Raw genomic sequence first — 25,869 nt, forward strand, 5'->3', positions numbered from 1 at the left:
ACGCCGGCTGAAGCCAGACGCTATTGCGACCCTGACGGGACTCGAACCCGCGACCTTCGCCGTGACAGGGCGACGCGCTAACCAACTGCGCCACAGGGCCATATGCACTTGTCATGCGTACTCCCAACGGGATTCGAACCCGCGTTGCCGCCTTGAAAGGGCGGAGTCCTAGGCCGCTAGACGATGGGAGCCCGGCCGGTTCGGGTGACCGACCGACCGCGCTCTCAGGTCTCCCTGGGAGCGATTACAAGCATAGGGCACCCCGAACCCGCCCTTCCACCGGGTATCCCTTAACCCCGAAAACCACCCCTGAACTGCGCAAACACGCGAGGACCCGGCCCGGCTGGCCCGGTCACTCTTCGCGACCGACCGCGGCCAGCGAGCGCACCAGCTCGCCGAGCTCCGGCTCCGGCAGCACCTCCAGCAGCTCCGCCATCCGCTCATCGGTCAGCGACTCCGCTCGCCGCCAGCGCGCTTCCAGATCCGGGCGACGACGGGCGCGGGCGATCAGCTCGTCGGCCGCCTCCGGGGACCACGCCGTCCGCAGCAGGCGCGCGCGTCCGCCCTCCGGGTCGGCCACCACCGCCTCCGGCACCGTCAGCCCCACCGCCCGCAGCGCCGCGAAGTGCAGCCCGCCCCGGTACTCGCGCAGCAGCATCAGGCCGTGGCCGACCCGGGCGACCGGATCCGACGGCCACTCGACCTGCTGCCACCCCGCGAACAGCGCCAAGCCGCTCGCGTCCGCGGCCTCCACCAAGCGGGGCAGCAACGCGGCCAGCGGCGACTCGCGCAGGTGCGCCTTCGACCACCGGTACAACGCCTCCGTGTACGCCGAGACCGCCGCGTCCGCGCCCAACCGCTCGGTCGCCCGCGGCAGGACGGCGTCCACCACCCACCGCGGGAAGATCCCGAACAGCTCGGCGACCACCGCCGGTGACGGATCACCCAGCACCGCGGACCGGCCGCGGAAGTACAACGCCCGCCGCCCGAGCCCGGCCTCGCGCTCCACCTCGGCCAGCTCCGGCGACGTCATGAACGCCCCGCCCCACTTCTGCACCGCGGGACGGATCTCCTTCGCGATCTCCACTGCCTGCCTCCATTCGTAACGCTGTTATGATACACGCAGCGGAAGCCGTGACGGCAATTTCACCGACAGCGAAGCAACTGGGTGGAAATTGTTTGCCCCGGACCGGACAACGCCGGTATCTTTCCGGGTCTGGGGCCGCTCAGGGGTGCTGCCAGGGGGTGCACCCCTGAGCGGGAATTCATCGCTGGACCGGGTTCACGCCTTCCTCGTCCGGCACCAGCCCGAGCATGTCCAGCAACTGGGCGCAGTCCTGCGCGTCGATCGCGCCGGCGGCCACGGCCAACCGAGCCCGTCGCACCTGGTCGTCCGACACGCGGGGCGCGTCGGCCTGCCCCGAACGCTGCGTGGGGACACCGGCCGGATCGCCGCCTTCGTATCGAAGGAGGAACTGCCGAACTTCCACAGACCCGCTCATAGCTCCTCCCGAAAGGACTGTCGCGCCAACAACTTCGCCGCGAGGCTAGCGAGCGGAACGTCGGCGACGCAGCCCCCCGCAGAGTGAACCTGTGAATACGCAACGTCCCCATTCCGCGCCGCGGCAGATGAACCGCAGACGACGAGGCGATGACGGTTCGGGGCAATTTTTCCCGCGCAGCACTCGCGTCACCGGGCCGCGTCGTGTAACAATCGACTTGCTGACACACCCCCGGTCAGCGCCTGTGGAGATCCCCTCCGGCCCCCGCGTTCCTCCCCCTGGCGCGGGGGCCCCTCCATTTCCGGGACTCTTTCCGGCTCGCATTCGTCACTGCGACATGTGGGTGCACGCACCCCCCGGATGGCCCAGCGAAACCGGAAGAACCGGTGTGTCCTGCACCACAATGAGGGCCGTCTCGAGACCGAACCGTTATCGTGGCCGGGTGCCTCTTCCCTCTCTCGGACGCCGGAACAACACCCGGACCAACCTGAAGCCGGTCAACCCGGGCAAGCACCGGAACTCGCCGGACAAGGAAGCGCAGAGCGCCGTCGAGGACCACGAGCTGACCAGCTACCTGGCCGCCCTCGCGCCGGAGACCGGTCCGGAAAGCACCGGGACCGGCAAGCGCTTCGGCGAAGCGCAGGTCTACCAGCTGCGCATGAACCTGATCGCCAGCTCCCAGCTCAAGGACATCGCCGCCGAGCGCGGCACGTCGCCGCAGGCCCTGGCCCGCGAGTGGGTCCTGGAGCGCCTCGCGTGGGAGGCGCAGGCCGCCTCGCAGGAGCGCCGCCAGTTCGCCGACCACACCGGCGTCGCCGACACCGACCAGCACCACTTCGACCAGAACTGGGACCGGCCGCGCGCCGGCCAGGTCTGACGACGGAGAAAAAACCGTCCCCGGCGGAAAATCCGCCGGGGACGGGACGTTGCGGACCGGTGAGCGTCAGATGACGCGCACCTTCTGGGCCTGCGGCCCCTTCTGCCCCTGGCCGATCTCGAACTCCACGCGCTGGTTCTCCTCGAGGGTGCGGAACCCGCGGCCCTCGATCTCCGAGTAGTGCACGAAGACATCGCCCTCGCCGTTGTCCTGGGCGATGAAGCCGAAGCCCTTCTCGGCGTTGAACCACTTCACAGTGCCTTGCGCCACCGCTGTTGCTCCTCGTCAATAACCCGGGCCGCCCGGACGGTTTCGACGGGTGAGCGACGAGCGCGTGCGGCTCCAGGCTCGCGTCGAAAGTTCCGCGAGTGTGTAGCCACGACCACGCAAAACAACGGCCTGCGCCGCAGCCTACCCGGATCAGCGCGTTTTCGGACCCCATTGACTCAGTCACGGAAATGGCCTAGAGCCCGTCACCCGATCACTGTCGGACCCACTCGATAGGCTGATCAACTAGCGCCCGACCGTGGCGTTCCGACACCGGGATCCCTCGATAGTGACGGGAGTCACACTCCTGAGCGTCAACGATCACCTACACACACGCGTCTGTCTGGCGACAGGGGAGAAGGGGCTTCAGAAGGTGACAGGACTCCACAAGCGGCGCAAGCCGCTGGCACTGATCGGGCTCGGACTGGCCGCGCTGCTGGCCGTGAGCGCGTGCAGCGGCGACGGCTCGCCGGGCACCACCGGGGGCGGGCAGGCCGCGTCCGCCGAGGCGCAGCAGACCTCGGCGGGGCCGGCCAAGCTCGCCGTGCAGCCGGCCGACGGGGCCACCGACGTGGCGCCCGCGGACGCCGCGCAGGTGACGGTGACGGACGGTGAGCTGCAGTCGGTCACGCTCACCAACCCGGACGGCAAGCAGGTCGCCGGCCGGCTGGGCGCCGACAAGCGCAGCTGGACGATCACCGAACCGCTCGGCTACGGCAAGAAGTACACGTGGTCGGGCACCGCGCTGGGCGCGGACGGCAAGCAGGCCACCATCACCGGCTCGTTCACCACCGTCAGCCCGCGCAAGCAGCTGTCGGGCAGCCTGAACGTCGGCGACAACCAGGTCTACGGCATCGCGATGCCGATCGCGCTGACCTTCAGCTCCAAGGTCGCCGACAAGGCCGCGGTCGAGCGTGCCCTGACCGTCGAGACCACGCCGAAGACCGAGGGCTCGTGGGCCTGGGTGTCCGACACCAGCGTGCACTGGCGGCCGAAGGAGTACTGGCAGCCGAACACGCAGGTCAAGGTCGCCGCGAACCTCTACGGCCTGAAGATCGGCGAAGGCACCTACGGCAAGCAGGACGTCACGGCCGCGTTCTCGATCGGCCGGTCGCAGATCGTCAAGGGCGACACCCGGACCCACCGGATGCAGGTGATCCGCGACGGCGTGCAGATCGCCGACTACCCGGTGAGCTACGGGCTGGACTCCGACCCGGGCCGGGTCACGCACAGCGGGGTCCACGTCGTGATGTCCAAGCACGCGACCTACTCGATGAGCAACCCGCGCTACGACTACTACGACGTGAACGTGCCGTGGGCGGTGCGGATCTCCAACAACGGGGAGTTCATCCACGGCCTGGCGTCGTCGATGTGGGCGCAGGGCAAGCAGAACGTCTCGCACGGCTGCCTGAACCTGTCGCCGGCGCGGGCGAAGGAGTACTACGACGGCGCGCTGGTCGGTGACCCGGTCGAGATCACCGGCAGCACGCAGACTCTGTCCGCGAAGGACGGCGACTACTCGGACTGGACCTACTCGTGGGCGGACTGGACGAGGCTGTCCGCCCTCGCCGGCTGATCTGGAAAGGCGTGAAGGCCACTCCCGGTTCGGGGGTGGCCTTCACTGTTTCCGGGGTGACGACTCCAGGTCGCCGGCGACGCGGGCAGCCGCGTGGCGGGCGATCTGATCGGTGCGCTCGGGGACCGGCCAACCGGATCGGCCCGTCCCGGGCCGCGTGACGGGGCGAGGGCGCGCGAGGAAGTAGCAGCATCTGCGGAACCCCACCCCGGAAAACACCGGGTGGAGCACCGAGCGCAGCTAGCGCGTGGCCGTCCTAGGGCCGGTGGCGGCGCGGGCAGCCGCGCGGCGGGTGGTCTGATCCTCGCGCTCGGGACCGTCGAACCGGATCGGCCGGTCCCGCACCCCCCGGAAAACACCGGGTGGAGCACCGCGCTCAGCTAGAGCGCGTGGCCGTCCAGGGCCGGGGGCGGCGCGGGCGCCAGTGGGGCCTCGTCGCGTTCCGGGGTGTCGAGCAGCGGTGGTACCGCGACCATCTGCTGCGTCATGTCGTCCAGCAGCAGCCGCGCCGCTTCACCCGCTCCGGGCCGACGTTGCTCGCCCATCCCGCAGCCGCCTCCTCGGGACGATTCCGGTTCTGCCACGGTTCATTCTGCCGTGGCCGAGATCACCCCTCAACGGGGGTCTGTCGGTGAAATGCTCACCAACTCCGTGGCGATGAGTAACACGGGGATCATCCCCGGCCACATCCCTGTCACACGGCGCGGTGAACGACCGCGCCCGAATACTCACGAGGAGGAAGCAATGGTGTTCGCTGCTCTGCTGGTGGAAGCCGGCTTGGCGGTTGCGGTGGCATCGGCCCTGACCACCTACGCACGGCGTCACTTCGCTCCTCGTGCCGCGGGCGACGCTGCCGAGGTCACCGAGTGAGCGAGGGCCGGGCCCCAACCGGGACCCGGCCCTCACCCTTCCGCCGACCGTCAGTTCGTCGCGGCCTTGGGCGCGGGCGGCGCGGTCACACCCTCTTCGTTGATGTGGTCCATCGGGACCCGCGCCGTCTCCGGGATCCGCATGATCGGGATCAGCGCGATCGCCGCGGCGATCATCAGGTAGAACGCCGGCCAGTCCTGGTTGCCGGTGCCGTGGATCAGCGCGGTCACGACGACACCGCAGGTACCACCGAAGATCGACGTCGAGACGTTGTAGCCGATCGCGAAGGCGCCGTAGCGCACGCGGGTCGGGAACATCGCCGGGAACGTCGACCCGATCACCGCGAGCATCAGCACCAGCAGCAGCGCCACGATGAGGAACCCGAGGAACAGCAGCACCGTGCTCCCGCTCTGCATCAGCTTGATCGACGGGTAACTCAGCACGAGGAACCCGATCGCCGCGGTCAGCAGCATCGGTTTTCGGCCGACCCGGTCGGAGAGCGCGCCGATCGGCGCGATCAACGCGATCTGGATCAGCTCCACGATGATGATGATCACCGTCGCCGTGTTGTCGCTGATCTTCAACGTGTCCGTGAAGTACGTCGGCATCGTCGTCAGCAACATGTAGTCGGCGATGTTGAGCAGCAGCACGATCCCGATCAGGTTCATGATCATGCGCCAGTTGCGGGACAGGGTCTCCTTCAGCGGCGCCTTCTCCGCCTTCTCGCCCGCGGCCTCCAGACGCCGGAACTCCGGCGTGTCCTCGAGCTTGTTCCGCAGGTACAGACCGATGACGCCGAGCGGAAGCGCCACCCAGAACGGGATGCGCCACGCCCAGCTGTCCACCTGGTCCGCGGTGAACGACAGCGTCACCGTCAGCACGACCACGTTGCCCAGCACGTAACCGGCCAGCGTGCCCATCTCCAGGAAGCTGCCCCAGAACCCGCGCTTGCGGGTCGGCGCGTACTCGGCGATGAACGTCGCCGCGCCGCCGTACTCACCGCCGGTCGAGAACCCCTGGATCAACCGGAGCAACAGGATCAGGATCGGCGCGCCGATACCGATCGCGTACTCGCCCGAGTACGTCGGCAGGCAGCCGACCAGGAACGTGCAGCCGGACATCAGCAGAATCGTGATCGCCAACACGCGCTGACGCCCGATCTTGTCGCCCAATGGGCCGAAGAACGCTCCGCCGAACGGCCTAACCACGAACCCGATCGCCACCAGCGCCAGCGATTTCAGAATCGCGTTCCCCTCGCCGGGAAAGAACACGGTGCCGATGCTGGCGGCAATCGCACCCGAGGTGAACACCCCGTAGTCGTACCACTCTGTGGCGTTACCCATCGCCGAAGCGATGACGGCTCGTCTGACCGTCTTCTCGTCGACCTCGGGTGCCTGCGCTGTGTTCGCCATCTTTCGCCCCGACCTCCTCAAACCGTTTCGTACCAGCGCGGTCAAGGTTGCGACCTTAGTGCCATCGGGTAGTGATTTTCTCTCCTGTCGTGGTTTTTGTCTCTCCGAACCCGGGGTGGCCGGGCGTTTTCCCGGTAGAACCGGTTACCGTGTCCGATGTGAGCGACAAGCGCCGACCTGCGACTCCCTGGCCTCCGGTCCAGACCGAACAGCCGGAGATCCACCCCAAGGCCCCGGGCCGGGCACGAAACTCGAGATGCACTACGCGGAGTGCTTCGGGTGTGGTGAGGTCGACAACGGACTGCACATGCACTCCACGGTCGGCGATGCCGGCATCGTGTACTCGCGGTTCCCGGTGACGCGCGCGCACCAGGGCGCGCCCGGGCTCGCCCACGGCGGGCTGCTGGCGTGCGCCTTCGACGAGGCACTCGGCTCGACGGTCGGCAACCTGCTGCGTCGTCCCGCGGTGACCGGCAAGCTGGAAACCGACTTCCTGCGCCCGGTTCCGGTCGGCACCACGCTGTTCATCGCCGCGCGTGTGGACGGTGTGGCGGGCCGCAAGATCTACGCGAGCGCGGACGGACACCTCGACTCGGCGGACGGCCCGGTCGCGGTGCGGGCGCGCGGACTGTTCGTCCAGGTCGGACTCGAGCACTTCACCACACACGGCGATCCCGAGGCGCTGAAGAAGTTCACGCAGCAGCCGACCCGCCGCGCGGAGGACTGGGACATCAACCCCTGACACTCCCCGGCGCGGCGCGCGAAGGGGCGAACACGGCGCGACGAGCAGCAAACCCGTCGCGCGAGGCGGCGGGTCCGCCGGCGCGTGCCGCCTGTGTCAGGTGAGCGTGCGGGGGCGCACCGAGTTCGCGCGGTCGACCAGCTCGATGCGCTCGCCCGGCGTGTGTGCCAGCCGCGCCAGTGTGCGGTAGCAGCGTTCCAGTCCGAAGCGGACGTCGCGTTCGGACAGTTCGCAGCCCAGCACCTTCGCCGCCGTGCGGTAGCCGGGTGGCGCGCCCTGCACGTAGGTGAACGCCGCCTCCAGCACCTCCGCCGAGATCCGCGTCCGCCGTTCCGCGTCCAGGCGCAGGTGCTCCAGCTTCGCGCCCGCGTCCACCAGGTCCGCCTCGCTCACCGACGTGTTCGGCCCGCTCGCCCGCGTCTTGATCTTGATGGCCGCCACCTGCGCCGCGACGTAGTGCGTCGACGCCGACGGCACCGACTCCAGCACCTCGATCGCACCCGCCCGCGCACCCTGCGCCAGGTACACGCGCGCCAGCCCGAACGCCGCGCTCACGTACGTCCGGTCGGTGCGCCACACCTGCTCGTACAACCGGGCCGCGGTGAAGTAGTCACCGATACCCTCCGCGCTCACCGCGAGCGCGAGCTTCGGCGCGATCTCACCGGGCAGGTCGTCGTACACGGTCTCGAACGCGACGTTCGCCACGCGCGGCCGCCCGCCGGCCAGCTCGATGAGCCCGCGGTGCCAGTCGATCCGCCAGTCGTGCGGGTACCCGGCCCGGATCGCCAGGTACTGCGCGGCCTGCAGCTGACGGCTCGCCTCGGCCAGCTCGCCCAGCTCGATGCGCGCGCGGACGATCCGCAGCCGCACCTCGATCGAGTCCGGCGGCGCGCCGGCCAGCGCGTCGATCGCCGACCGCGGGTCCACGGCCGTCGTCGTCGCCAGCACACCGGCCGCCGGGTCGTCGGTGTCGACCTGCGGGATCGGCAGGCCGGACACCACCTCGACGGCGTCCGGCAGCGGCACCGTCCAGCCGGCCTCGGGCACCACCAGATCCACCCCGAAGGCGTTGGTCTCCGGACCGAACACAGTGGACACCGCGGGACGCGGTTTCCCGGTGCCCATCGAGATGATCTCGCGCAGCACCCCGGCGAGCTGGTCGGCCATCTCCTCGGCGGAGAGGAACCGGCGGTCCGGATCGGGGTGCGTGGCGCGCTTGAGGAACCGGTAGTACGAGCCGAACAGCTTGAACAGCGGGATCTCGTCCGGCGTGGGCAGCCCGGCCTTGTACTTCGTGGTGTAGCCGTTGAACTCGAAGCTCAGCACGGCCAGCGTGCGGCCCACGGTGTAGAGGTCCGACGCGATCGACGCGCCGTGCGTGGTCAGTTCCGGCGCGCTGTAGCCGGTGGTGAAGAACAGCGGGCTGGTGTAGTCGTCGATCCGCCGCACCGCGCCCATGTCGATCAGCTTGAGCTGCTCGTGGGTCTGGATCACGTTGTCCGGCTTGAGGTCGCAGTACAGCAGCCCCTGGCTGTGCAGGTACCCCAGCGCGGGCAGGATCTCCAGGCCGTAGGCGATGACCTGCGCGATCGGCAGCGGCTCCGGACGGCCGGCGGCGCGCTGGTGGGCCAGCGCGAGCTGGCGCAACGACTGACCGCCGATGTACTCCATCACGATGTAGCCGATGGCGTGCCCGGTGCGCGCGTCCGGGTGCTGCACGAAGTTGTAGATCTTGACGATGTTCGGGTGCTCGACCTCGGCCAGGAACCGGGTCTCGTTCACCGCCGCCGCGACGGCCGTCGGATCCCCGGTGTCGATCAGTCCTTTGAGGACGACCCAGCGGTCGTTGACGTTGCGGTCCTTGGCGAGGTAGATCCAGCCGAGACCGCCGTAGGCGATCGCGCCGAGCACCTCGTACTGCCCGCCGACCAGGTCGCCCGGCTGCAGCGTGGGCAGGAACGAGTAGGCGGTGCCGCACTTCTCGCACACGCCCTCCGGCCCGGCCGAGCCGCGGCCGACCTTGGCGGAGCAGTTGCCGCAGTACCGCTTCTCCTCCGACACCACCGGGTTTTTCAGCACCGCGGACGCCGGATCGCGGTAGGGCACCGGCGGGACCTCGACCAGGCCCGCGCCGAGACGGCCGCGGCGCGTCCGCCGCCCGGTCCGCCGGGAAGTACCCGGGAAAGCACCGGTTCCGGTGCCCGGCCCGGTGCCGGGCTGGCTGCCCGACCCGGTGTGACCGCTGGACCGCTCGGGGAGCACGCTGTCCGTGCCCGGGTCCGGCAGCACACCGGGACCGCTCGGCTCGGGCCGCGGCGCGGGTGGCCGGATCATCTCGGTCATCGGGGCGGGCGAGGCGAGCACGCTGGTGAGCTGCACGTCGTCCGGCTGCACGGGTTCCGCGGGCGGGCGGACCGGCTCGATGATCTGCGTTTCGGCGGCCGAGGGCACCGGTTCGCCGATCGGCGTCGGCCGGGAGCCGCTCAGCTCGTCGGCCGGCCTGCTCCAGCCGGTGCCGGGCTCGTCGGCGAGCGAACCGGTGATCGGCCGGTCGTCCGGGCGTGCGTGACGCGGACGACGTTCCTCTTCGGACACTGTGGACACCCCCTCAGCGGTAGGACACGGACGGCGGCGAACCCGGTCCGAGCGCCGGCTCGATCCAGTACCGGTACGTGTTCTGCCAGGCACCGCCGTTGCGGACGTTCTCCAGCACGGCGTTGACGAACCGGACCATGTCGTCCTGCCCCAGCGGGATGCCGACGCCGTAGTACTCGCGCGTGAACGGCTCGCCGACGACCTCCAGGTTGGGGTCCTGCCGCGCCATGCCGGCGAGGATCACGTCATCGGTGGAGATCGCGTCGACCTGGCCCTGCTGGATCAGCACCAGGCAGTCCGACCAGTTGTTCACCGACACCGGGATCGGGCGCGACGGCGCGGTGCTGATCGTGGACAGCGAAGTCGAGTTCTTCGCCGCGCACACCCGCTTGCCGCCGAGGTCCGGCAGGCCGCGGATCCCCGAGTTCTTCGCCGCCAGCACCGCCTGCCCGGCCTGGTAGTAGGGCGCGGAGAACGCCACGTCCTTCATCCGCGTGCAGGTGATGCTGTAGGTCCGCACGACGATGTCGACCTGGCGATCCTTCAGCACGTCCTCCCGCGCCGACGACGGGATGGCCACCCACTGGATGTGGCCCTCCCACCGGCCGAAGATCGACGCGGCGATCTGCTTGACGATCTCGATGTCGAAGCCCTCCAGGTTGCCGCTGGAGGGGTTGAGGAAGCCGAACAGGAAGTTGGTCTGGTCCACCCCGGCGATCAGGCGGCCGCGGTCGCGGATCTTGTCCATCGTCGACCCGGACGGGATCGACCCGCTCGGCGAGAGGCTGCGGGTGTCGCAGTTGTTGTCCGCCCCGTTGCCGCGCCCCGGATCGCCGCCGCCGACCCCGGCCGGCATCGGCGCCTGCACGTCACCCACCGGCGCCGGGTCGGCCGGCGTCCCGGCGCTGCCGCAACCGGCGGCCAGCAACGCGACGGCCGCCACGAGCGCGGCCACCTTCCCCCGAGCCATCAGCGGTACTCCCTCAGCCTGTCCCTGATCCCCATGGTGGCGCCCGCCGCGGCGACCACGGCGAGCACCGCGAAGCCGGGCGCGAGCAGCGTCAGCGCGCGGTCGCCGCCCCGGGTGTCGTCGAGGAACGCCTGCCTACCGTGCCCGATCGCGGCGACCAGCGCGTCGTCGAGGTTGGCGAAGGTCGTCGCCGCGCCGCCCTGGACCGACGAGTCGACCGCGAGCTTCACGGCGTCGGAGTAGGCGCCGTCGACGTCCTTGGCGCGGATCTCCTGGTGCGTGTTCAGCCACCGCTCGGCGCTGTCCGCCGCGCCCTGCACCTCGCGGGCCATGTCCCCGGTGGCGAACCCGCGCGCCTCGTTCAGCAGGCCGGTCACCTGCGGGGCGAGCGTGTTGAACTCCTGTTCGTAGGTGCCGCCGTCACCGCGCGCGACCAGGGTCAGCATCTCGTTCGCGCGGGCCTGCAGCGCCGCGATGCGGGCGCGGACCAGCACGTCGACCTGGTGGCTGCCCTCGGAGTCGCCGCTGCTGACCAGCACGCTCTGCACGGTGACCGCCGTCGCACCCCACAGCAGCGCGAGCACGGTGGCCCCGGTCGCCAGGACCAGCCCGATGTTCAGCACCCGGTTGGTCTTGCGGGTCAGGTAGACCTGGGTCGCGATCAGCGCCGCGAGCAGCGCGAGCACCAGGAGCGTGGTGGCCCACGGGAAGCCGCTCGCGTCGTCCTGCTCCTCGGCCAGCCGGTCGGTGTCGATCCGGTACAGGTCCTGGGCGGCGGGCAGGATCGTGGTGCGCATGAGGCTGGAGGCCTCGAGCAGGTAGGACGAGCCGACCGGGAAGCCCTGCCGCTTGTTGGCGCGGGCGGTCTCGACCAGGCCGGTGTAGACGGGCAGCTGGCGGGTCAGGATCTCGACCTGCGCGGCGGCCTCCGGCACGCCGGCCGAGTCGGACGCGGCCTTGGCCAGCGCGACCCCGGCGCGCGCGATCGCGGTGTCGTAGCGCTGGCGCAGCGACGGCGGTTCGACGCCGATCGCGAGGAACGCGCTCGCCGCGGTCGCGTCGGCGTCCGACAGCGACCGGTACACCTCCTGCGAGGCCGCGGCCAGCGGCTCGCGGTGGTCGATGAGGTCGTTGATCGTGTTCTTGCGGTCCTGCAGGGTGATCGTCGCGACCACCCCGGTGACCAGCGCCAGCACGACGAGCCCGACCGCGATCACCGTCAGCCGGCCCGGTGTGGTGCGGGCCGAGCGCGCGATGCCGCGGACCGCGGCGCCGGGCAGGTCGAACAGGCCGGCCAGGCCACCGCGCGGAACGTTCGGGGACGCGGCGGGTTCCGGCACTCCACCGCCCGGGCCACCGGGCACGGCAGGCCGCGTCGCGGTAGCAGTCATCGGTTCCACCCCTCGCCCTCGAACCACACGCGCATGAAGGTACCGGACGACACGATCTTCCGGACCGAGGTCGGCGGGATTGTGAACACTGTTGTCGAAGGTGGGAAAAACGACGGCAGCCCCCGCCTCACGAGGAGACGGGGGCTGCCGTTCGAAGTCGAATCAGAGGACGTTGACGCCGGTGGCCTGCGGACCCTTCTGGCCCTGGCCGATCTCGAACTCAACCCGCTGGTTCTCCTCCAGGGTGCGGAAGCCGCGACCCTGGATCTCCGAGTAGTGGACGAAGACGTCGCCGCCGCCCTCGTCGGGAGTGATGAAGCCGAACCCCTTCTCGGAGTTGAACCACTTCACGGTGCCCTGAGCCATGCAAAAATCTCCATATACTGCAAACAAACGGCACACCGGTTCGATGCACCGGGTCGATGACGGATCGGTTTGCCTCCCCGAGTGGGGAACCACTACGCCCGCCAAATCTTGCGAGCGTGCCTGAACACGAACACAAAATCTTCGAAGACCTCCACCAGTAGATCACAGATCCGGCGGAAGCGCTAGCTCTTGCGTGACCGCTGGAACAGCGCGGACAGCCTGGTGTCCGGATCGATCACGTCCGGATCGGTCCGCACGTCGACGACGCTCGGGCGCTGGTGCTGCAGCGCCCGGGTGAAGGTGGGCTCCAGCTGCTCGGGCGATTCGATCGTGTAACCGGCCGCGCCGAACGAGCGGGCCCACGCCGCGAAGTCCACCGCCGTGAGTGACACACCGTTCAAGCGACCGTGCTTGGCCGCCTGGTGCATGGCGATGTCGGCGTACAGGCCGTTCTGGAACACCACGACGAGGATCGGCGCGCGGTAGCGCACCGCGGTCTCCAGCTCCTGCCCGGTCATCATCGCCGCGGCGTCCGAGATCACGGCCACGACCGTGCGCTTCGGGGCGGCCAGCTTCGCGCCGAGCGCGGCCGGGACGGCGTAGCCGCGCACCCCGTCCGGCGGCTCCACCTGGGTGTGCGGCTCGGTGAAGCACCAGTACCGGTGCACGAACCGGGCGGTGGAGTCCGAGTCCGCGGTCACCACGGTGTCCTCGGGCGCGACCTTGCGCAGCACCCGGACCACGTCGGCCGGGTGGACCAGCGGGTTGTCCGGGCTGGTGCGCGGCGGGGTCATGTGGGTGTGGGTGGCCGCGTTGGCCGCCGAGCTGCGCCGCGACCGGGCGACGCCGACCGCCACCAGCTTCCGCAGGAAGGGACCGGCCTCACAGTCGATCCGGAACGTCAGGCCGCGCCGGTGGGTGGCGGGCAGGCCGGGGCCGATCACCACCAGCGTCTGCGCGGACAGCGGGTACCGGTTGTTCTGCGTGGTCACCTCGTCCAGCCGGGTGCCGATGGCGAGCACCACGTCGGCCCGCTCCAGCGCGTCCAGCTGCCCGGGCGGGATGCCGACGCCCAGGTGACCGGCGTAGCGCGCGTGGTTCTCCGGGAAGCTGTCCTGACGGCGGAACGCGGTGTAGACGGACAGGCCGAGCTGCTCGGCGGCGGCGATCAGGTTCTTGCGCGCGCTGCGCCCGATGCCGCCGGCGATCACCACCGGGTAGCGCGAGTCGGCCAGCAGGGCGGCGACCTCGTGCGCGGACCGCAGCACCGCGCCGGTGTCGTCCAGGCGCGGCTCGGGCTCCGGGATGACGCCGTCGAAGGGCGCGACCCAGAAGTCGGCCGGCACCGCCAGGATCGCCGGCCCCCGGCGCCCGTCCCGGGCGGCGCGGGCCGCCCGCGCGGCGAGCACCGGCACCTGGGCGGCCGTCTCGGCGCGGCCGGTCCACTTCGCGAACGGGCCGAACAGCGTCAGCGGGTCCAGCTGGGCGACCTCGTCCTGGATGCCGGGGCCGCCCAGCTGGACGCTCGCGCGCTCCTCGACCAGCACGACCATCGGCGAGCCGTCCTGGTGGGCCGAGCGGACGGCGACCAGGAAGTCCGCGATGCCCGGGCCGGGGCCGCCGAGCAGCAGCGCCGGGACCTCGCGCAGCTTGCCCTCGGCCTCGGCCATGAACGCCGCGCCCGCGTGCTGGCGCGCTGTGACCAACGCCATCAGCGGTTCGAACCGGAGGGCGTCGAGGAGTTCGAGGAACGAGTTCCCGGCCACGGTGTAGGCACGCCGGACCCCGGCGTCGACCAGCACGCGGACCGTGATCTCGGCAACGGTCCATCCCTCTTGGTACCCGATGGGAAGAGGTTCCCAGCGCGGCGCTACTCCGGTCAAGTGATCTTGAGATTCCCTACGAGTGAACGATCACCCCAGAGTAGAGGCCTTAAGCTGCCGCCCGTGACCTCGTACCCGCATTGGCAGCAGGTGCCCACCCGCTGGAAGGACAACGACGTGTACGGGCACGTCAACAACGTCGTCCACTACGCCCTGATGGACACGGTCATCAACACCTACCTCATCGAGCGCGGCGGGCTGGACATCCACGACGGCGGCGTGATCGGGCTGTGCGTGGAATCGCACTGCAACTACCACGCGTCGGTGGCGTTCCCCGAGGTGCTGTCGATCGGCCTGCGGGTCGCGCACCTCGGGCGCAGCAGCGTGCGGTACGAGATCGGGATCTTCCGCGAGGATCGGGGCGAACCGGTCGCCGAGGGTCATTTCGTGCACGTGTTCGTCGACCGCGAGACGCGGCGGCCCGTGCCGGTCGAGGGGAAGCTGCGGGAGTCGCTGGAGGCGCTGGCCTGACACGGGCAGGCGCGCAGCCGGCAGCGGCCCGGTGGCCGCAGGCCCGGCATCCGGTCGGTCGCCTGCGCGAAGATCGTCGTCAGTATCCGCTCCGGGTTTCCACGCCAGTTCAACTGGAAGATCACCCGATCCCCCTCGGTTCGGTAGCACTGCCCCTCGTTCATGGTGCTCGCGGGCGGCGGCACGTCGCACCGCCGAACCGGCGGCGTGGCGGGGGTTTCGGGTTCACCGGCAGTGAGGCCCGTGGGCTTTCCACCACCCGTTCGCCACACGATGTCCGGGTCCGGGCCCCTCTGCACAGGTCATCGCGTCATCGGCGGATCGGGCACGGTACGGCCATCCGGGTGGCCGCGGAACCGGTCGGTTATTTTCCGTCGCCACTGCTCCTGGCGGCCGGTGGTGCGCGCCACGCGGCTAAGCTGCGGTCGGAAGTGGTGTTCGACGGTGGGTGAGGATCGGTGATCACTGGGTTCGGCGTGGCCGTCGCGGTGAGCGCCGCGCTGGTCGCCGTGTGGGCCTTCGTCTCCGCCGCGCGGGGCCGGGAGCCGGGGCGCGCGCTGCTGGTGGCGCTCGGGGTGGTCGAGGTCCTGATCGTCGCGCAGCTGGTGGTCGGGATCGTGCTGCTGATCGGTGGTGACCGGCCCGGGAGCATGGTGACCTACCTGGCCTACCTCGTCGGTTCGCTGGTGATCCTGCCGGCCGGGGCGGCGTGGGCGCTGGCCGAGCGGAGCCGGTCGAGCACGGTCATCCTGGGTGTCGCGTGCCTGGCGATCCCGGTGATGGTCGAGCGGATCCACCAGATTTGGAGTGCCGGGCATGGCTGAGCGTTCGGAGCGGCGGACGGTGGCGACGGGGCCGGGCCGGATCCTGGTGGCGGTGTACGGGATCTTCGCGCTGGCCGCGACGTCGCGCGCGGCGGTGCAGATCTCGACGAAGTGGCACGAGGCGCCGCTGGCCTACACGCTGTCCGCGCTGGCCGCGGTGATCTACATCGTGGCGACGGTCGCACTGGCGCGCCGCGGGGAGCTGTCGTTCCGCCTGGCGGTGGCGGCGATCGGGATCGAGCTGCTCGGGGTCCTGGTGGTCGGGACGCTCAGCGTGTTCGACCAGGAGGCCTTCCCGGATGCCACGGTGTGGTCGGGTTACGGCGAGGGGTACCTGTTCATCCCGCTGGTGCTGCCGGTGATCGGCCTGCTCTGGCTGCGGCGGACCGCGCGCCGCTAGATGGCGTCCGGCCCGCGCTCGCCGGTGCGAACGCGCACGACGGTGTCGACGGGGGTCACCCACACCTTGCCGTCACCGATCCGCCCGGTCCGGCACGCCTGGACGACCGCGTCGAGTGCCCGTTCCACGAGCTCGTCGTCGAGCAACACCTCGACGCGGAGCTTCTGCACGAAGTCGACCTGGTACTCGGCGCCGCGGTAGACCTCGCGGTGCCCCTTCTGGCGGCCGTAGCCCTGCACCTCGGTCACGGTCATGCCGAGAACCGCGAGCTGCTCGAGAGCCTGCCGAACACCATCGAGAACGAACGGCCGCACGACAGCGGTCAGCAGCTTCACTCGGTGCTCCTTCTTCCCCGGCGTCCGGCCACACTAGAAGCGCCCTACGCCGGCGACACGGGCACCACCCCGGACCGGACTGGGTGGCGATGGTCGCTAAGCTGACCTCACGGGGCGTTAGCTCAATTGGTAGAGCTGCGGACTTTTAATCCGTAGGTTCTGGGTTCGAGCCCCAGGCGCCCCACTCTTCCCCCAGGTCAACGGCCTGGGGGATTCTTCATTTCGGACCCCAGGAACCCGGACTGCACGAAAACTGCACACTTTCATTCCTCCTCATCATCGGTGCCGAACATCGACTCCAAGGCAGCCACGGCATGTTCGTTGCTGACCCGCTTGGCCCGGTAGTGCTTCTCCACCACCCGCGGCGTGTTGCCGAGCTGGTCGGCGATCTGAGTGGTCGTCAGACCCGCATCGTCGAGCACGGTCGCTACCGTCTTGCGCCAAACGTCCAGCCAATCGAGTCAAGCGGGACAGTGGCCGGGTGATGATCAAGCGTCGGCTGTTGCGGACTCCGGAGGTGGCCGAGGTCCTGGGGATCTCTGCGCGGACGCTGACGCGGTACGTCAAGCTCGGCCTGCTGAAACCGACGGAAACGACGCTGGGCGGGCACTACCGGTGGGACCTGCAGGACGTGCGTGCGCAGATCGCCAAGCTGCGACGGGACCACGAGGCCCCCTCCGATGACTCGTAGACTCGTGTACTTGTGGAGATGAGTACACGTGTCGAGGGTGACACAGAGGTAGGCAGTGGTCAGCACGAGCAGACAACTGGGAGAATTCAGCGATGGTCGATCCGTCCAGCGGAGTAGCCGTCTACCGGCAGATCGCACACGCGCTGCGGGAGAAGATCGGCGGCGGCGAGTACGAACCTGGCTCGAAGCTGCCCAGTGAGACCCAGCTCGTCGAGCAGTACGACGTCTCCCGCCGGACAGTGCGCGAGGCCATGCGGCTGCTCGCCGCCGACGGCTTGGTGACGATCAAGCATGGTGTTGGGGTGTTCGTCCGCCCGCCGGCCAGCGTCACTCGACTCGCCCGGTCTCGCCTGTCCCGAGCCGCGCGCGCCCGGAACGAAGGCGCCTTCCTAGCCGACGCCGCGCGCCAGGGCTTCACGCCGAGTACCAGTGTGCGGATCCGGTTCGAGCCCGCGGATGCCCGCGCTGCGGAACTGCTCGGCATCGCAGAGGGCGACGAGGTCACCGTGCGAGACCGCGTCATGCGCGCGAACGGCTTGATCGTGCAGCTTGCGGTGAGCCGGTTGCCGCGGGAGTTCACGCGCGGGACCGTGCTCGAAGAGGTCGACACCGGCAAGGGCGGCGCCTACGCCCGGCTCGAAGAGGCCGGCCACGTCATCAGCCAATTCATGGAAGACGTCGGCGCGCGAATGCCGACGGACGAGGAGCGCACCCAGCTCGAGCTGCCACCTGGCACGCCGGTGCTCACCGTGACCCGCCTGGCCTTCCGCACCGACGGCGTCGCCCTGGAGATGAACGACATCATCATGGCTGCGGACCGATACCGCCTCGTCTACGAGTGGGAAGCCGAGTAATCAATTCCCGAGTGAGATCGCGACCCTGTTGGCCTCTTGCTCGCTGAAGCCGATCTTGCCCCGATGGCTGACCTCGATCTGGTACGGGCCCTGGCCGGTTGGGACATTCGGTATGACGATGTCGAACTGGCAGGACACGCTCGGCCCGTGCCGTCCTGGTCCGAGCTGCCCGATCGCTGCGACGGAACCGGAACTGGTGTAAACCGTGACTTGGGCACCACCTGAGATGTCGCTGTAGCCACGGCTCCCCTGACAGTCGCCTCCGTCGGGCGCATAGGCGGTAACTCCGTCCTTCAGAGTGAAGGTCCCTGTGACTGTGAATGTCGTCGGGCCGCGGTCCTCTTCGCCGGAGGTGACCATGAGCGTGATGACGACCGCCAGCGCCGAGGCCGTGATGACGACGGCGAGGAATACCCAAGGCCACACCAGCCGCTTCGGGGATTGCTCACTCCTGTCGGTTGTCAGGAGGGCTATCGGACGAGTCGGGTTCTAACCGTTACCAGCCGGTCAAGTGCGCGCGGGAAGGATGCAGGTGCGATGGTCACGGCGATCATGGTGGTCCCGGTCCGCGCGCAGCCACACCCGGCCGAGCAGCGCGTTGATCGAGCCGAACGCGTGGTAGATCGCGCCGTTCGACACCCCGGCGGCCGCCGCGAGGCTGCGGACGGACACCGCGCCGTCCTCGGCGACCAGGCGCTCGGCGGTGTCGAGCAGCCGGTCGAGGTCGTGCACGCGGGGCCGGGGCACGACCGGAACCGTAACGGAGCGGCTGCTCCAAAACTAGCGGCACCGGTCGCAACGGGGCTCTGGGCGCCAGGCGTCCGCTTGCGCGTCGAGTTCGCGGCGCACCTGCCGACGCGGCTTGACGTTCCCGGACTCGTCGTGCCGCGGTGTGCCGAACACGCGCATTTCCCGGCGCGTCCGGCCGCACCCAGGACACCGCAGGCGCCGGAAGACGCGGCGGCTCACCATGTCGTGCAGTCGGACGAGCCGAAACGCCTGTTACGAGGCCGGGAAGCGCACACCCGCGAGGATATGGGAGCCCGCCCGGGACCTGCCCGGGACATGGGAGTCGGCGGGCGGGCTCGAACCGATGGTTTCGCTTCCCCGCGAGGACCTCAATAACCCAACTGGGTCAACAAGGACAACGGGGCTATGCGGGTCAAGAGGGCCATGGGCCGCGCGCACCCCGCATGTCACCCAATACGGTGACGATCATGACTGCACGCCGACGCACGGTGGGCTCGGGTGAACTCGCGGCCGAGCTGGGCCTGTCTCGGCGGTCGATCAGCCGTTACGCCGAACGCGGCTGGATCCGGCCGGCGCTCATCACCCCCGGCGGCCAGTACCGCTGGGACGTCGAAGACGTGCGCAAACAGCTCGACGCGCTGCGGGAACGGCGCACGGACGAGCCCTGACCGGTCCGAATAGGACGATCTGGCGACGGCGAAGTAAGCGCTTTCTCAGCCTCGGCCGAGTGGCGGAACCGAGCACGACGCGACCGGGCACGGGACGATGACCGTGCCGGACGAGTGTGCGGAGGGGATGCGGATGCCGGAGTGGCTCGAGGCCGGGGTGTGGGGCCTGGTCGGCGGTGCGGCGCTGGTGATCGGCGCGGCGGTGGCGTGGTTCGTGCGCGTGCCGTCGCGCGTGGTCGCCTGGATCATGGCCTTCGGGGCCGGGGTGCTGATCTCGGCGCTCGCGTTCGACCTGATGGACGAGGCCGAACGCACCGGCGGCCTGCTGCCGACGGCGATCGGGTTCCTCGGCGGCGCCGTGGCGTACGTGCTGGCGAACGCCGGGCTGGCGCGGCGCGGCGCGCGGCACCGGAAGCGGTCGCACGACCGGCAGCCGTCGGAGTCCGACGTGCAGGGCAGCGGCAGCGCGATCGCGATCGGCGCGCTGCTGGACGGGGTGCCGGAGTCGGTCGTGCTGGGGTTGTCGCTGCTCGGCGGCGGCGGGATCGGGGTGTCGGTGCTGGCGGCGGTGTTCATCTCGAACGTGCCGGAGGGGCTGTCGAGCGCCGCCGGGATGAAGCAGGCGGGCCGCGGCGCGCGGTACGTGTTCGGGGTGTGGGGCGGGATCGCCCTGGCCAGCGGGGTCGCCGCGTTGCTGGGGAACCTCGTGCTCGGCGGAGCCGCGCCGGAGACGATCGCGGTGATCACGGCGGTGGCGGCGGGCGCGATCCTCGCGATGATCGCGGACACCATGGTGCCGGAGGCGTTCGAGGAGGCCCAGCTGGTGACCGGCCTGATCACGGCGGCCGGGTTCCTGACCGCGTTCGCCCTGGAGCGGCTGGGCTGACTGCGGCCCTCGCCACAGTGGCGAAGTGTTAGCAGCGCCCACTGTCGCCATCGACACAAGGACAGCCGGCGAACCCGCCGGTAGCGTGGAGCGCGCTCCTGGGCGCCTGCCCGGGAAATCCAGGCCCGGGCGCCGACCTGCCCGGGCCTGACGCACGTCCCACCGCCGGGACCCGTTCGGGACCGCCCCGGCACTTCGGAAGGAAAGACCTTGCGGCGACAACTGCCGCCGATGATCCGCGCGCTCGGAAACCACAACTACCGCCTGTGGGCGACCGCCGACTTCGTGTCGGTGACCGGTACCTGGATGCAGGTGCTCGGCCTCAACTGGGTCGTGATGGCCTCCACCGGCTCGGCCACCTCGGTCGGTCTGTCGGTCCTGCTCTCGACCCTCCCGGCGCTCCTCGTCGGCCCCTGGGCGGGCGCGATCGCCGACCGGTTCCCGCCCCGGCGCATCATCCTCGCCGGCCAGACCACCCATCTGGTGATCGCGCTGCTGCTGGCCGTCCTGGTGTGGCAGGACATGCCGCTGGCCGGCATCTACGGCCTCACCGCCGTCGCCGGGATGGTCGGCGCGTTCGAATCCCCCGCGCTGGGCCGCTTCGCCGGGCAGGTCGTCCCCCGCCACGACCTGGGCAACGCCCTCGCGCTCGGCTCCATCATCAACTCCGCCGGGCGCGTCCTCGGCATGAGCCTGGCCGGCGTGCTCGCCGCCGCGGTCGGCGACGCGCTCCTCTTCGCGCTCAACGCGGCCAGTTTCATCGCCGTGATCGTCACGGTCCTCGTGATCCGCACGGCCGAGCTGCACCCGCTCGCCGTCGCCAGGGCCGAACGCGCCGGGGTGCGCGCGGGCCTGGCCTACGTGCGCCGCAGCCACGTGCTGATCGTCCTGTTCACGCTCGGTTTCGTGCTGTCCGGCCTGGGCCGGAACTACCAGGTCACCATGGCCGCCATGGCGCAGGGACCGCTGAACTCGGGCGCCGCCGGCTACGGTCTGCTGTCGTCCGTGTTCGCCGTCGGCACGGTGATCGGTGGCGTGATCGCGGCTCGCGTGCGGGAGCTCACCCTCCCGCTCCTGCTCGGCGCCGCCGCGGTGACGAGCGTCCTGCAGACCGTCAGCGGCTTCCTGCCCGGGATGCTCGGGTTCGGCGCCGTGATCCTGCCCATCGCGGCCGGCGCGGTCCTGATCGACACCGCCAAGAGCACCCGCCTGCAGCTCGACTCGGCCGAGGACATGCGCGGCCGCGTGCTCTCGATCGACGGCGCGGTCGCCGCGGCCGCGGGCGCCACCGGTGCCCCGCTGCTCGGCTGGATGTGTGAGCGGTTCGGCGCGAGCGAGGCACTGCTGGTCGCGGGCGTGGTCACCCTCGCGGCCACCGGTGTGGCGACGCTCGCGCTGCAGCGGGCACGCCGGCAGGTCGTCGAACCCGTGCTCGCTCCGTCGGTGGCGTGACGGGCAGGCGACCGGCGTCGAGTCCAAGCCGCCGCTGCGGCTGATCGACCGCGGGACCACCACCGGCTCACACCGGTCCACTGTGGATCTTTCCGGACTGGCGGCCGGGCTCGCGCGCGGCCACGCCGCTGGTCAAGGCGGACAACCGGTGCCGGCTCGTCGGTTCACCGGGTGGTGCGGCGGCCGTAGCACGGGTGGGTCAACCCGGATTGACCTGCGCTGATGCGGGTATCCGCCGGAGCAGACCAGTCAACGGCGACCCAGGGGCGGCAGCATGTTGAGCCGGAACGAGCAGCAGCAGCTCAGGGCGATCGAGCAGTGGTTCGAGGTCAGCGATCCCGAGCTGACCAGAGCACTGCGTGAAGGCCGCTTCCACCACCTGGGCCTGTCCCGCCGGCTCCTGTGCGTCACGCTGATGGTGCTCGGCGGGGTGCTCGTCGGGCTGGGCGCGGTCGCCGCCCACGTGTTCCTGCTCTTCGTCGGCATCCTGAGCCTGACGACGGGCGTGTGCCTGCGGATCGGCGCCATCCGGCCGTGACGGGCGGGGCGGGCGCCGGGCCCGCCCCGCCGCCGCGAGCTAGGGCAGCATCGCCCGCATCTCGGTGATCTCGGCCTGCTGCGTGTCGATGATCCGCTGGGCCAGCGCCTTCGCGTCGGCGTTGGTGCCCTGCGCGAGCTCGGTCCGCGCCATTTCGACCGCGCCCTCGTGGTGCTCGATCATCATCCGCAGGAACCGCTGGTCGAACTCGGCGCCGGTGGCGTGCTCGAGCATCGCCATGTCGTCGTGGCTCATCGCGCCCGGCATCGAGTGGTCCATCGGTGCGGCAGGTGCGCCCCACCGGGTGAGCCAGTCGCGCATCTGCCGGATCTCCGGGTCCTGCGCCCGCTCGATGCGGGCGGCGAGGTCGAGCACGCGCTGGTCGGTGCTGCGCTCCGGCGCCAGCTTCGCCATCTCGAGCGCACCCTCGTGGTGCGGGATCATCATCCGGGCGAACTCCACGTCGGCCTGGTTGTGACCGGCCTGTTCGGTGGCCGCGCCGTGCGATTCGTGCGGCTCGGCGCCGCAACCGGTGAGCAGGGTGGCGGCCAGCAGCAGGCCGCCCATGATCTTGCGCATGGGAAGAGGAACCTCTCGTGTGTTTGCTACTGCGAATCTGGCGGGCGAGCGCCGATCACAGCCGCAGCACACAGAGGCCGGCGAGCACCGCGCGACCGGACGGCCGGTCCGGCGCCCGCGAGCGGGGACGACCGGCGGGACGGCGCACCAGCGGCGGGGCCGGCGCGGCACGCAGCAGCATCCACAGGCCGAGCAGGACCCCGGCCAGCAGCACAGCCAGGCACAGGTGGAACGCGTCGTGCGTCACGCCGTGGTCGCCGTGGGGCTGCCCGGCGTGGGCGACCACGGTCACCGCCGGGCTGTGCGGGTGCTCGATCCCGGCGACGTGGTGCATGCCGACCAGGCCGAACGCGAGCAGGCACAGCAGCACCACTCGTCGCCAGCCGGTCACCGTCACGCGGTCAGGATATCGACAGCGGTGGATCCGGCGGCGGCATCGGTGGCTCCGGTGGCGTCGGCGGTACCGGCGGTTCGGGCGGGGGCGGCGGCACCGGTTCGGGACCCGGCCCGGGCGGGATGGGCTCGGGACCGGGAGGCACGGGATGCACCATGACGTCCTCCTCGGTCGTGGTCGACCCGTCCGGTATACCCGGTTCCGCGCTCCGGCGAACGTCGTCGATCTGCGCCTAGACTGGTCGCATGCGGCGACACCGGCCGGTAGTCGAAGTGCCCGACGTCGTGGGCCTTGGCGCGGACGACGCGTGCGCGATCGTGCGCCGCGCCGGGCTGGTCCCCGCCGGGCCCGAGGGGATGCCGGCGCCGGAGGACGGCGTGGTCGTCGCGCAGGCGCCCATCGGCACGGCCGGCGCCGAGCAGGGCGCCACGGTCGTCCTGATCACCCAGCACGGCCGCCGCCCGTCGGACGATCCGATCACGCCGCCGCCGACCGAAGAAGCGGACACCCTGCAGCCCGCCTGATCGGGTTTCCTCACTCGAAAGAGTGACACCGGGAACTATTCCGGTGGGTGATTCCCAGCCTTTGACACTGCTTTGACACCCGGCGGCGCCGCACGGAACCATTCCGTTCCGCCCATTTCCGGGGCACAGATTCAGGGAACGGAACATGGAGAAGGCATGCGCCTGAAATCGCCGTCATGGCGAAAGATATCGATCGGCACGGTGGCCGTCGCACTGGCCGCCGGCGCCGTGACCTACACCGGCACGAGCAGCGCCTACGCCGACGTGCAGGTGGTCACCGACTCGAAAACCGGGGCGGACGGAAAACAGTACTGGGTGGAGAACCACCTCGTCGACGGCAATAAAATTCGCAGTGAAAACAATGGGCAGCGCAAGGAATGGCTGCTCGTCTGGGCCGGTGACGAGAACATCGCCGACACGGTCGTCAAGGACGTCAAGAACCTGCCCGGCACCATCAGCGGCGGACTGAACAAGGCGAAGAACGCCCTGCCCGGCCCGGACTTCCTCGCCGTCATCGACGCCACCAAGGGCTCGCCGACGTACGGCAAGGTCGTCAACACCGCCACCGTCGGCCCGCTGGTCGAGAACGAGCCGCACCACATGCAGTACGTGTGGCACAAGGGCGACACGATCTACGCCGGCGCGCTGTTCGCCGCGGCGACGTACGCGTTCGACGTGAGCGCGTTGCCGCAGCTCAAGCTCAAGGGCGTCAGCCTGCCGACCCAGACGCTCGGCGGGTCCGTGCCGGACGCCTACTGGGTGCTCAAGGACGGCACGGCCTACGGCACGTACATGGGTGGCCCGGTCGCGCCCGGCCCGTACACCTACGCCAACGGCCAGACCGTGATCAGCAACGGGTTCGCCGGCAGCCCCGGTGAGGTCGTGCGCTTCGACGAGAACGCGCAGGTGCTGTCGCAGACCTCGGCGGCCACCCCGCAGGGCGACAACGCGAAGCTGTGCGAGAACCTGCCGACGCTGGGCCAGCCGACCTGCGCCAACCCCCACGGCATCCAGGCCCGTGAGGACCTGAACACGCTGGTCACCAGCGACTACGCGGAGCCGCGGAACATCATCCTCGACCCGGTCAAGCAGCCGTCGCCGTACCTGCGCCGGCCGACCGTCCGGACCTGGGACATCTCCGACCGCAACAACCCGAAGCTCAAGGCCGTGTCGTACCTGCCGGACGGCCCCCGCGCCGGCGACTACGACCCGCTCTACGCCGAGAGCCGGGCGGTCATGGAGACCACGGTGACGAACCTGCCCGGTCACAAGGGCGCGTTCGCCCAGACCATGCAGGGCGGCGCGGTGTTCTACACGCCGGACATCACCAAGGCCGAGCCCCACTGGTACCAGGTGTGGGACGACGGCGCGGCGAACCGGGCGCTGGGCAACAACGACAGCATCGGCGCCAGCTCCAACGGCGGCTGGATCCAGACCAGCCCGGACGACCGGTTCCTCTACCGCGCCATCCAGGGGCGGCAGAAGGGCACGCTCGGGCCGGACGACCCCGGCACCACCGGCGGCGTCTACATCCTGAACATCGAGAACCTGCTCGCGCAGGGTCCCGACTGGGCCGGTCCGGGCATCCAGACGAAGGAGCAGGCGCGCAGCGGCGCGGACAACGGGGTGCTGCCCACGCTCGCCGGTGCGGCGCCGATCAACCCGGGCACCCCGGGAGCCGGCCCGCACTGGGGCGCCTACGACAACTTCGAGCTGGGCGAGGACGGTTTCTACCACGAGATCACCTCGCCGGACCGGCTCGCGGTGTCGAACTACTTCGTGGCGCGGTCCGGTTTGGACGGTGACCACAAGGTCAACATCGTGAACCTGACGCCGGACGGCAAGGCCTCGGTGGACCAGGACTTCCGCGACGAGTTCACCGGCCAGGTGGGCATCAACTTCAACCGGAAGTCGTGGCCGCACGGCGATTTCGGCAACGCCAAGCCCCACTCGGAACTGTTCGTCGTCGCTGACGCGGACGTGAAGTAAGCGCTCTCCGTGCGGGGCCGGGCCGGACCCGGCCCCGCACGGACGGCGCGCGGAAGAGGTACG

30 protein-coding genes, 3 tRNA genes and 1 pseudogene are annotated in these 25,869 nt (G+C 70.2%); 16 read left to right on the forward strand and 18 right to left on the reverse strand.

What is annotated here, in order from left to right:
• Positions 1–26: 26 nt before the first annotated feature.
• The 4 genes from L1857_RS00420 to L1857_RS00435 form a co-directional block, all read right to left on the reverse strand.
• A tRNA-Asp gene (locus tag L1857_RS00420) sits at positions 27–100 on the reverse strand.
• An 18-nt stretch (positions 101–118) separates the two neighbouring features.
• A tRNA-Glu gene (locus L1857_RS00425) sits at positions 119–191 on the reverse strand.
• A 161-nt stretch (positions 192–352) separates the two neighbouring features.
• The gene (locus L1857_RS00430; RefSeq protein WP_167481546.1) at positions 353–1,087 is read right to left on the reverse strand and encodes an SCO6745 family protein; all 735 of its coding nucleotides are present in this window, start codon (positions 1,085–1,087) and stop codon (positions 353–355) included.
• Positions 1,088–1,265: 178 nt separating this feature from the next.
• Complete coding sequence (locus tag L1857_RS00435; protein ID WP_020418281.1) at positions 1,266–1,502, reverse strand: hypothetical protein; 237 nt, start codon at positions 1,500–1,502, stop codon at positions 1,266–1,268.
• Between the two features lie 442 nt (positions 1,503–1,944).
• On the opposite strand from L1857_RS00435, the gene L1857_RS00440 reads away from it, so the two are divergent.
• Complete coding sequence (locus L1857_RS00440) at positions 1,945–2,379, forward strand: hypothetical protein (protein ID WP_116110982.1); 435 nt, start codon at positions 1,945–1,947, stop codon at positions 2,377–2,379.
• Between the two features lie 66 nt (positions 2,380–2,445).
• Here the strand turns inward: L1857_RS00440 and L1857_RS00445 are convergent, their stop codons facing one another.
• A complete protein-coding gene (locus tag L1857_RS00445) occupies positions 2,446–2,649 on the reverse strand; it encodes a cold-shock protein (RefSeq protein ID WP_094006381.1) in 204 nt (67 codons plus the stop codon).
• 370 nt (positions 2,650–3,019) lie between these two features.
• Here L1857_RS00445 and L1857_RS00450 point away from each other — a divergent pair, with 370 nt between their 5' ends.
• Entirely contained in the window at positions 3,020–4,222 is a 1,203-nt protein-coding gene (locus L1857_RS00450; protein WP_116110983.1) for a L,D-transpeptidase, read from the forward strand.
• A gap of 380 nt (positions 4,223–4,602) precedes the next feature.
• Here L1857_RS00450 and L1857_RS00455 read toward each other — a convergent pair whose 3' ends face one another.
• Positions 4,603–4,767, reverse strand: coding sequence for a hypothetical protein (locus tag L1857_RS00455; RefSeq protein ID WP_167481545.1), 165 nt, complete (start codon positions 4,765–4,767; stop codon positions 4,603–4,605).
• A 52-nt stretch (positions 4,768–4,819) separates the two neighbouring features.
• On the opposite strand from L1857_RS00455, the gene L1857_RS00460 reads away from it, so the two are divergent.
• Positions 4,820–5,092, forward strand: a complete 273-nt coding sequence (locus tag L1857_RS00460; protein WP_143266210.1) for a hypothetical protein — start codon at positions 4,820–4,822, stop codon at positions 5,090–5,092.
• 50 nt (positions 5,093–5,142) lie between these two features.
• On the opposite strand, the gene L1857_RS00465 is transcribed toward L1857_RS00460, so the two are convergent.
• Positions 5,143–6,504, reverse strand: coding sequence for an MFS transporter (locus tag L1857_RS00465; protein WP_094006383.1), 1,362 nt, complete (start codon positions 6,502–6,504; stop codon positions 5,143–5,145).
• Positions 6,505–6,760: 256 nt separating this feature from the next.
• Here L1857_RS00465 and L1857_RS00470 point away from each other — a divergent pair, with 256 nt between their 5' ends.
• The gene (locus L1857_RS00470) at positions 6,761–7,246 is read left to right on the forward strand and encodes a PaaI family thioesterase (RefSeq protein ID WP_094006384.1); all 486 of its coding nucleotides are present in this window, start codon (positions 6,761–6,763) and stop codon (positions 7,244–7,246) included.
• 96 nt (positions 7,247–7,342) lie between these two features.
• Here L1857_RS00470 and L1857_RS00475 read toward each other — a convergent pair whose 3' ends face one another.
• The 5 genes from L1857_RS00475 to L1857_RS00495 form a co-directional block, all read right to left on the reverse strand.
• Entirely contained in the window at positions 7,343–9,841 is a 2,499-nt protein-coding gene (locus tag L1857_RS00475; protein WP_094006385.1) for a serine/threonine-protein kinase, read from the reverse strand.
• 13 nt (positions 9,842–9,854) lie between these two features.
• Positions 9,855–10,811 carry a glutamate ABC transporter substrate-binding protein gene (locus L1857_RS00480; RefSeq protein WP_094006386.1) on the reverse strand — a complete coding sequence of 319 codons (957 nt, stop codon included), beginning with the start codon at positions 10,809–10,811 and terminating at the stop codon, positions 9,855–9,857.
• Complete coding sequence (locus tag L1857_RS00485) at positions 10,811–12,202, reverse strand: hypothetical protein (protein ID WP_249464256.1); 1,392 nt, start codon at positions 12,200–12,202, stop codon at positions 10,811–10,813. The genes L1857_RS00480 and L1857_RS00485 overlap by 1 nt, the downstream gene beginning before the upstream one ends.
• 162 nt (positions 12,203–12,364) lie before the next feature.
• Entirely contained in the window at positions 12,365–12,568 is a 204-nt protein-coding gene (locus L1857_RS00490; protein ID WP_094006388.1) for a cold-shock protein, read from the reverse strand.
• A gap of 182 nt (positions 12,569–12,750) precedes the next feature.
• Positions 12,751–14,382: a thiamine pyrophosphate-dependent enzyme gene (locus L1857_RS00495; protein ID WP_283258031.1), complete on the reverse strand. Its 1,632-nt coding sequence runs from the start codon at positions 14,380–14,382 to the stop codon at positions 12,751–12,753.
• Positions 14,383–14,514: 132 nt separating this feature from the next.
• On the opposite strand from L1857_RS00495, the gene L1857_RS00500 reads away from it, so the two are divergent.
• The 3 genes from L1857_RS00500 to L1857_RS00510 all read left to right on the forward strand — a co-directional run bounded on the left by L1857_RS00500 (position 14,515) and on the right by L1857_RS00510 (position 16,146).
• A complete protein-coding gene (locus L1857_RS00500; RefSeq protein WP_094006389.1) occupies positions 14,515–14,922 on the forward strand; it encodes an acyl-CoA thioesterase in 408 nt (135 codons plus the stop codon).
• 458 nt (positions 14,923–15,380) lie between these two features.
• A complete protein-coding gene (locus L1857_RS00505; protein ID WP_116110985.1) occupies positions 15,381–15,746 on the forward strand; it encodes a hypothetical protein in 366 nt (121 codons plus the stop codon).
• On the forward strand, positions 15,739–16,146 hold the full coding sequence (locus tag L1857_RS00510) for a hypothetical protein (protein ID WP_094006446.1): 408 nt from the start codon (positions 15,739–15,741) through the stop codon (positions 16,144–16,146). The genes L1857_RS00505 and L1857_RS00510 overlap by 8 nt, the downstream gene beginning before the upstream one ends.
• Here the strand turns inward: L1857_RS00510 and L1857_RS00515 are convergent.
• Complete coding sequence (locus L1857_RS00515; protein WP_094006391.1) at positions 16,143–16,481, reverse strand: P-II family nitrogen regulator; 339 nt, start codon at positions 16,479–16,481, stop codon at positions 16,143–16,145. The two genes, L1857_RS00510 and L1857_RS00515, sit on opposite strands and share 4 nt — an antisense overlap.
• A 111-nt stretch (positions 16,482–16,592) precedes the next feature.
• On the opposite strand from L1857_RS00515, the gene L1857_RS00520 reads away from it, so the two are divergent.
• Positions 16,593–16,665: transfer RNA gene (locus L1857_RS00520), tRNA-Lys, on the forward strand.
• A gap of 79 nt (positions 16,666–16,744) precedes the next feature.
• Here L1857_RS00520 and L1857_RS00525 read toward each other — a convergent pair.
• Positions 16,745–16,903: a hypothetical protein gene (locus L1857_RS00525; protein ID WP_158224446.1), complete on the reverse strand. Its 159-nt coding sequence runs from the start codon at positions 16,901–16,903 to the stop codon at positions 16,745–16,747.
• A gap of 62 nt (positions 16,904–16,965) precedes the next feature.
• Between L1857_RS00525 and L1857_RS00530 the strand changes: the two genes are divergently transcribed.
• Positions 16,966–17,172, forward strand: coding sequence for a helix-turn-helix domain-containing protein (locus L1857_RS00530; protein WP_094006392.1), 207 nt, complete (start codon positions 16,966–16,968; stop codon positions 17,170–17,172).
• A gap of 92 nt (positions 17,173–17,264) precedes the next feature.
• On the forward strand, positions 17,265–18,026 hold the full coding sequence (locus L1857_RS00535) for a GntR family transcriptional regulator (protein ID WP_116110986.1): 762 nt from the start codon (positions 17,265–17,267) through the stop codon (positions 18,024–18,026).
• On the opposite strand, the gene L1857_RS00540 is transcribed toward L1857_RS00535, so the two are convergent.
• Together L1857_RS00540 and L1857_RS00545 are read right to left on the reverse strand one after the other, a co-directional pair.
• Positions 18,027–18,452, reverse strand: coding sequence for a hypothetical protein (locus L1857_RS00540; RefSeq protein WP_116110987.1), 426 nt, complete (start codon positions 18,450–18,452; stop codon positions 18,027–18,029).
• Between the two features lie 141 nt (positions 18,453–18,593).
• A pseudogene (locus L1857_RS00545) lies at positions 18,594–18,773 on the reverse strand (helix-turn-helix domain-containing protein); the annotation flags it as partial.
• 470 nt (positions 18,774–19,243) lie between these two features.
• Between L1857_RS00545 and L1857_RS00550 the strand changes: the two are divergent.
• The 4 genes from L1857_RS00550 to L1857_RS00565 all read left to right on the forward strand — a co-directional run bounded on the left by L1857_RS00550 (position 19,244) and on the right by L1857_RS00565 (position 22,320).
• Positions 19,244–19,444: a MerR family transcriptional regulator gene (locus tag L1857_RS00550; protein ID WP_233157335.1), complete on the forward strand. Its 201-nt coding sequence runs from the start codon at positions 19,244–19,246 to the stop codon at positions 19,442–19,444.
• Positions 19,445–19,577: 133 nt separating this feature from the next.
• On the forward strand, positions 19,578–20,330 hold the full coding sequence (locus L1857_RS00555) for a ZIP family metal transporter (RefSeq protein ID WP_094006447.1): 753 nt from the start codon (positions 19,578–19,580) through the stop codon (positions 20,328–20,330).
• Between the two features lie 231 nt (positions 20,331–20,561).
• Entirely contained in the window at positions 20,562–21,782 is a 1,221-nt protein-coding gene (locus L1857_RS00560) for an MFS transporter (protein WP_116110988.1), read from the forward strand.
• 274 nt (positions 21,783–22,056) lie between these two features.
• The gene (locus tag L1857_RS00565) at positions 22,057–22,320 is read left to right on the forward strand and encodes a DUF3040 domain-containing protein (protein ID WP_116110989.1); all 264 of its coding nucleotides are present in this window, start codon (positions 22,057–22,059) and stop codon (positions 22,318–22,320) included.
• A gap of 39 nt (positions 22,321–22,359) precedes the next feature.
• On the opposite strand, the gene L1857_RS00570 is transcribed toward L1857_RS00565, so the two are convergent.
• A complete protein-coding gene (locus L1857_RS00570) occupies positions 22,360–22,899 on the reverse strand; it encodes a DUF305 domain-containing protein (protein WP_116110990.1) in 540 nt (179 codons plus the stop codon).
• Positions 22,900–22,954: 55 nt separating this feature from the next.
• Entirely contained in the window at positions 22,955–23,296 is a 342-nt protein-coding gene (locus L1857_RS00575; RefSeq protein WP_233157336.1) for a hypothetical protein, read from the reverse strand.
• 242 nt (positions 23,297–23,538) lie between these two features.
• Between L1857_RS00575 and L1857_RS00580 the strand changes: the two genes are divergently transcribed.
• Complete coding sequence (locus tag L1857_RS00580) at positions 23,539–23,817, forward strand: PASTA domain-containing protein (protein ID WP_233157337.1); 279 nt, start codon at positions 23,539–23,541, stop codon at positions 23,815–23,817.
• Between the two features lie 156 nt (positions 23,818–23,973).
• Positions 23,974–25,806 (forward strand): hypothetical protein, encoded by a 1,833-nt coding sequence (locus L1857_RS00585; RefSeq protein WP_205413272.1) that lies wholly within the window; start codon positions 23,974–23,976, stop codon positions 25,804–25,806.
• The last annotated feature ends 63 nt before the right edge of the window (positions 25,807–25,869 follow it).

The sequence above is a fragment of the Amycolatopsis thermalba genome (genome assembly GCF_023376025.1).
Taxonomy (GTDB): Bacteria; Actinomycetota; Actinomycetes; order Mycobacteriales; family Pseudonocardiaceae; genus Amycolatopsis_E; species Amycolatopsis_E thermalba.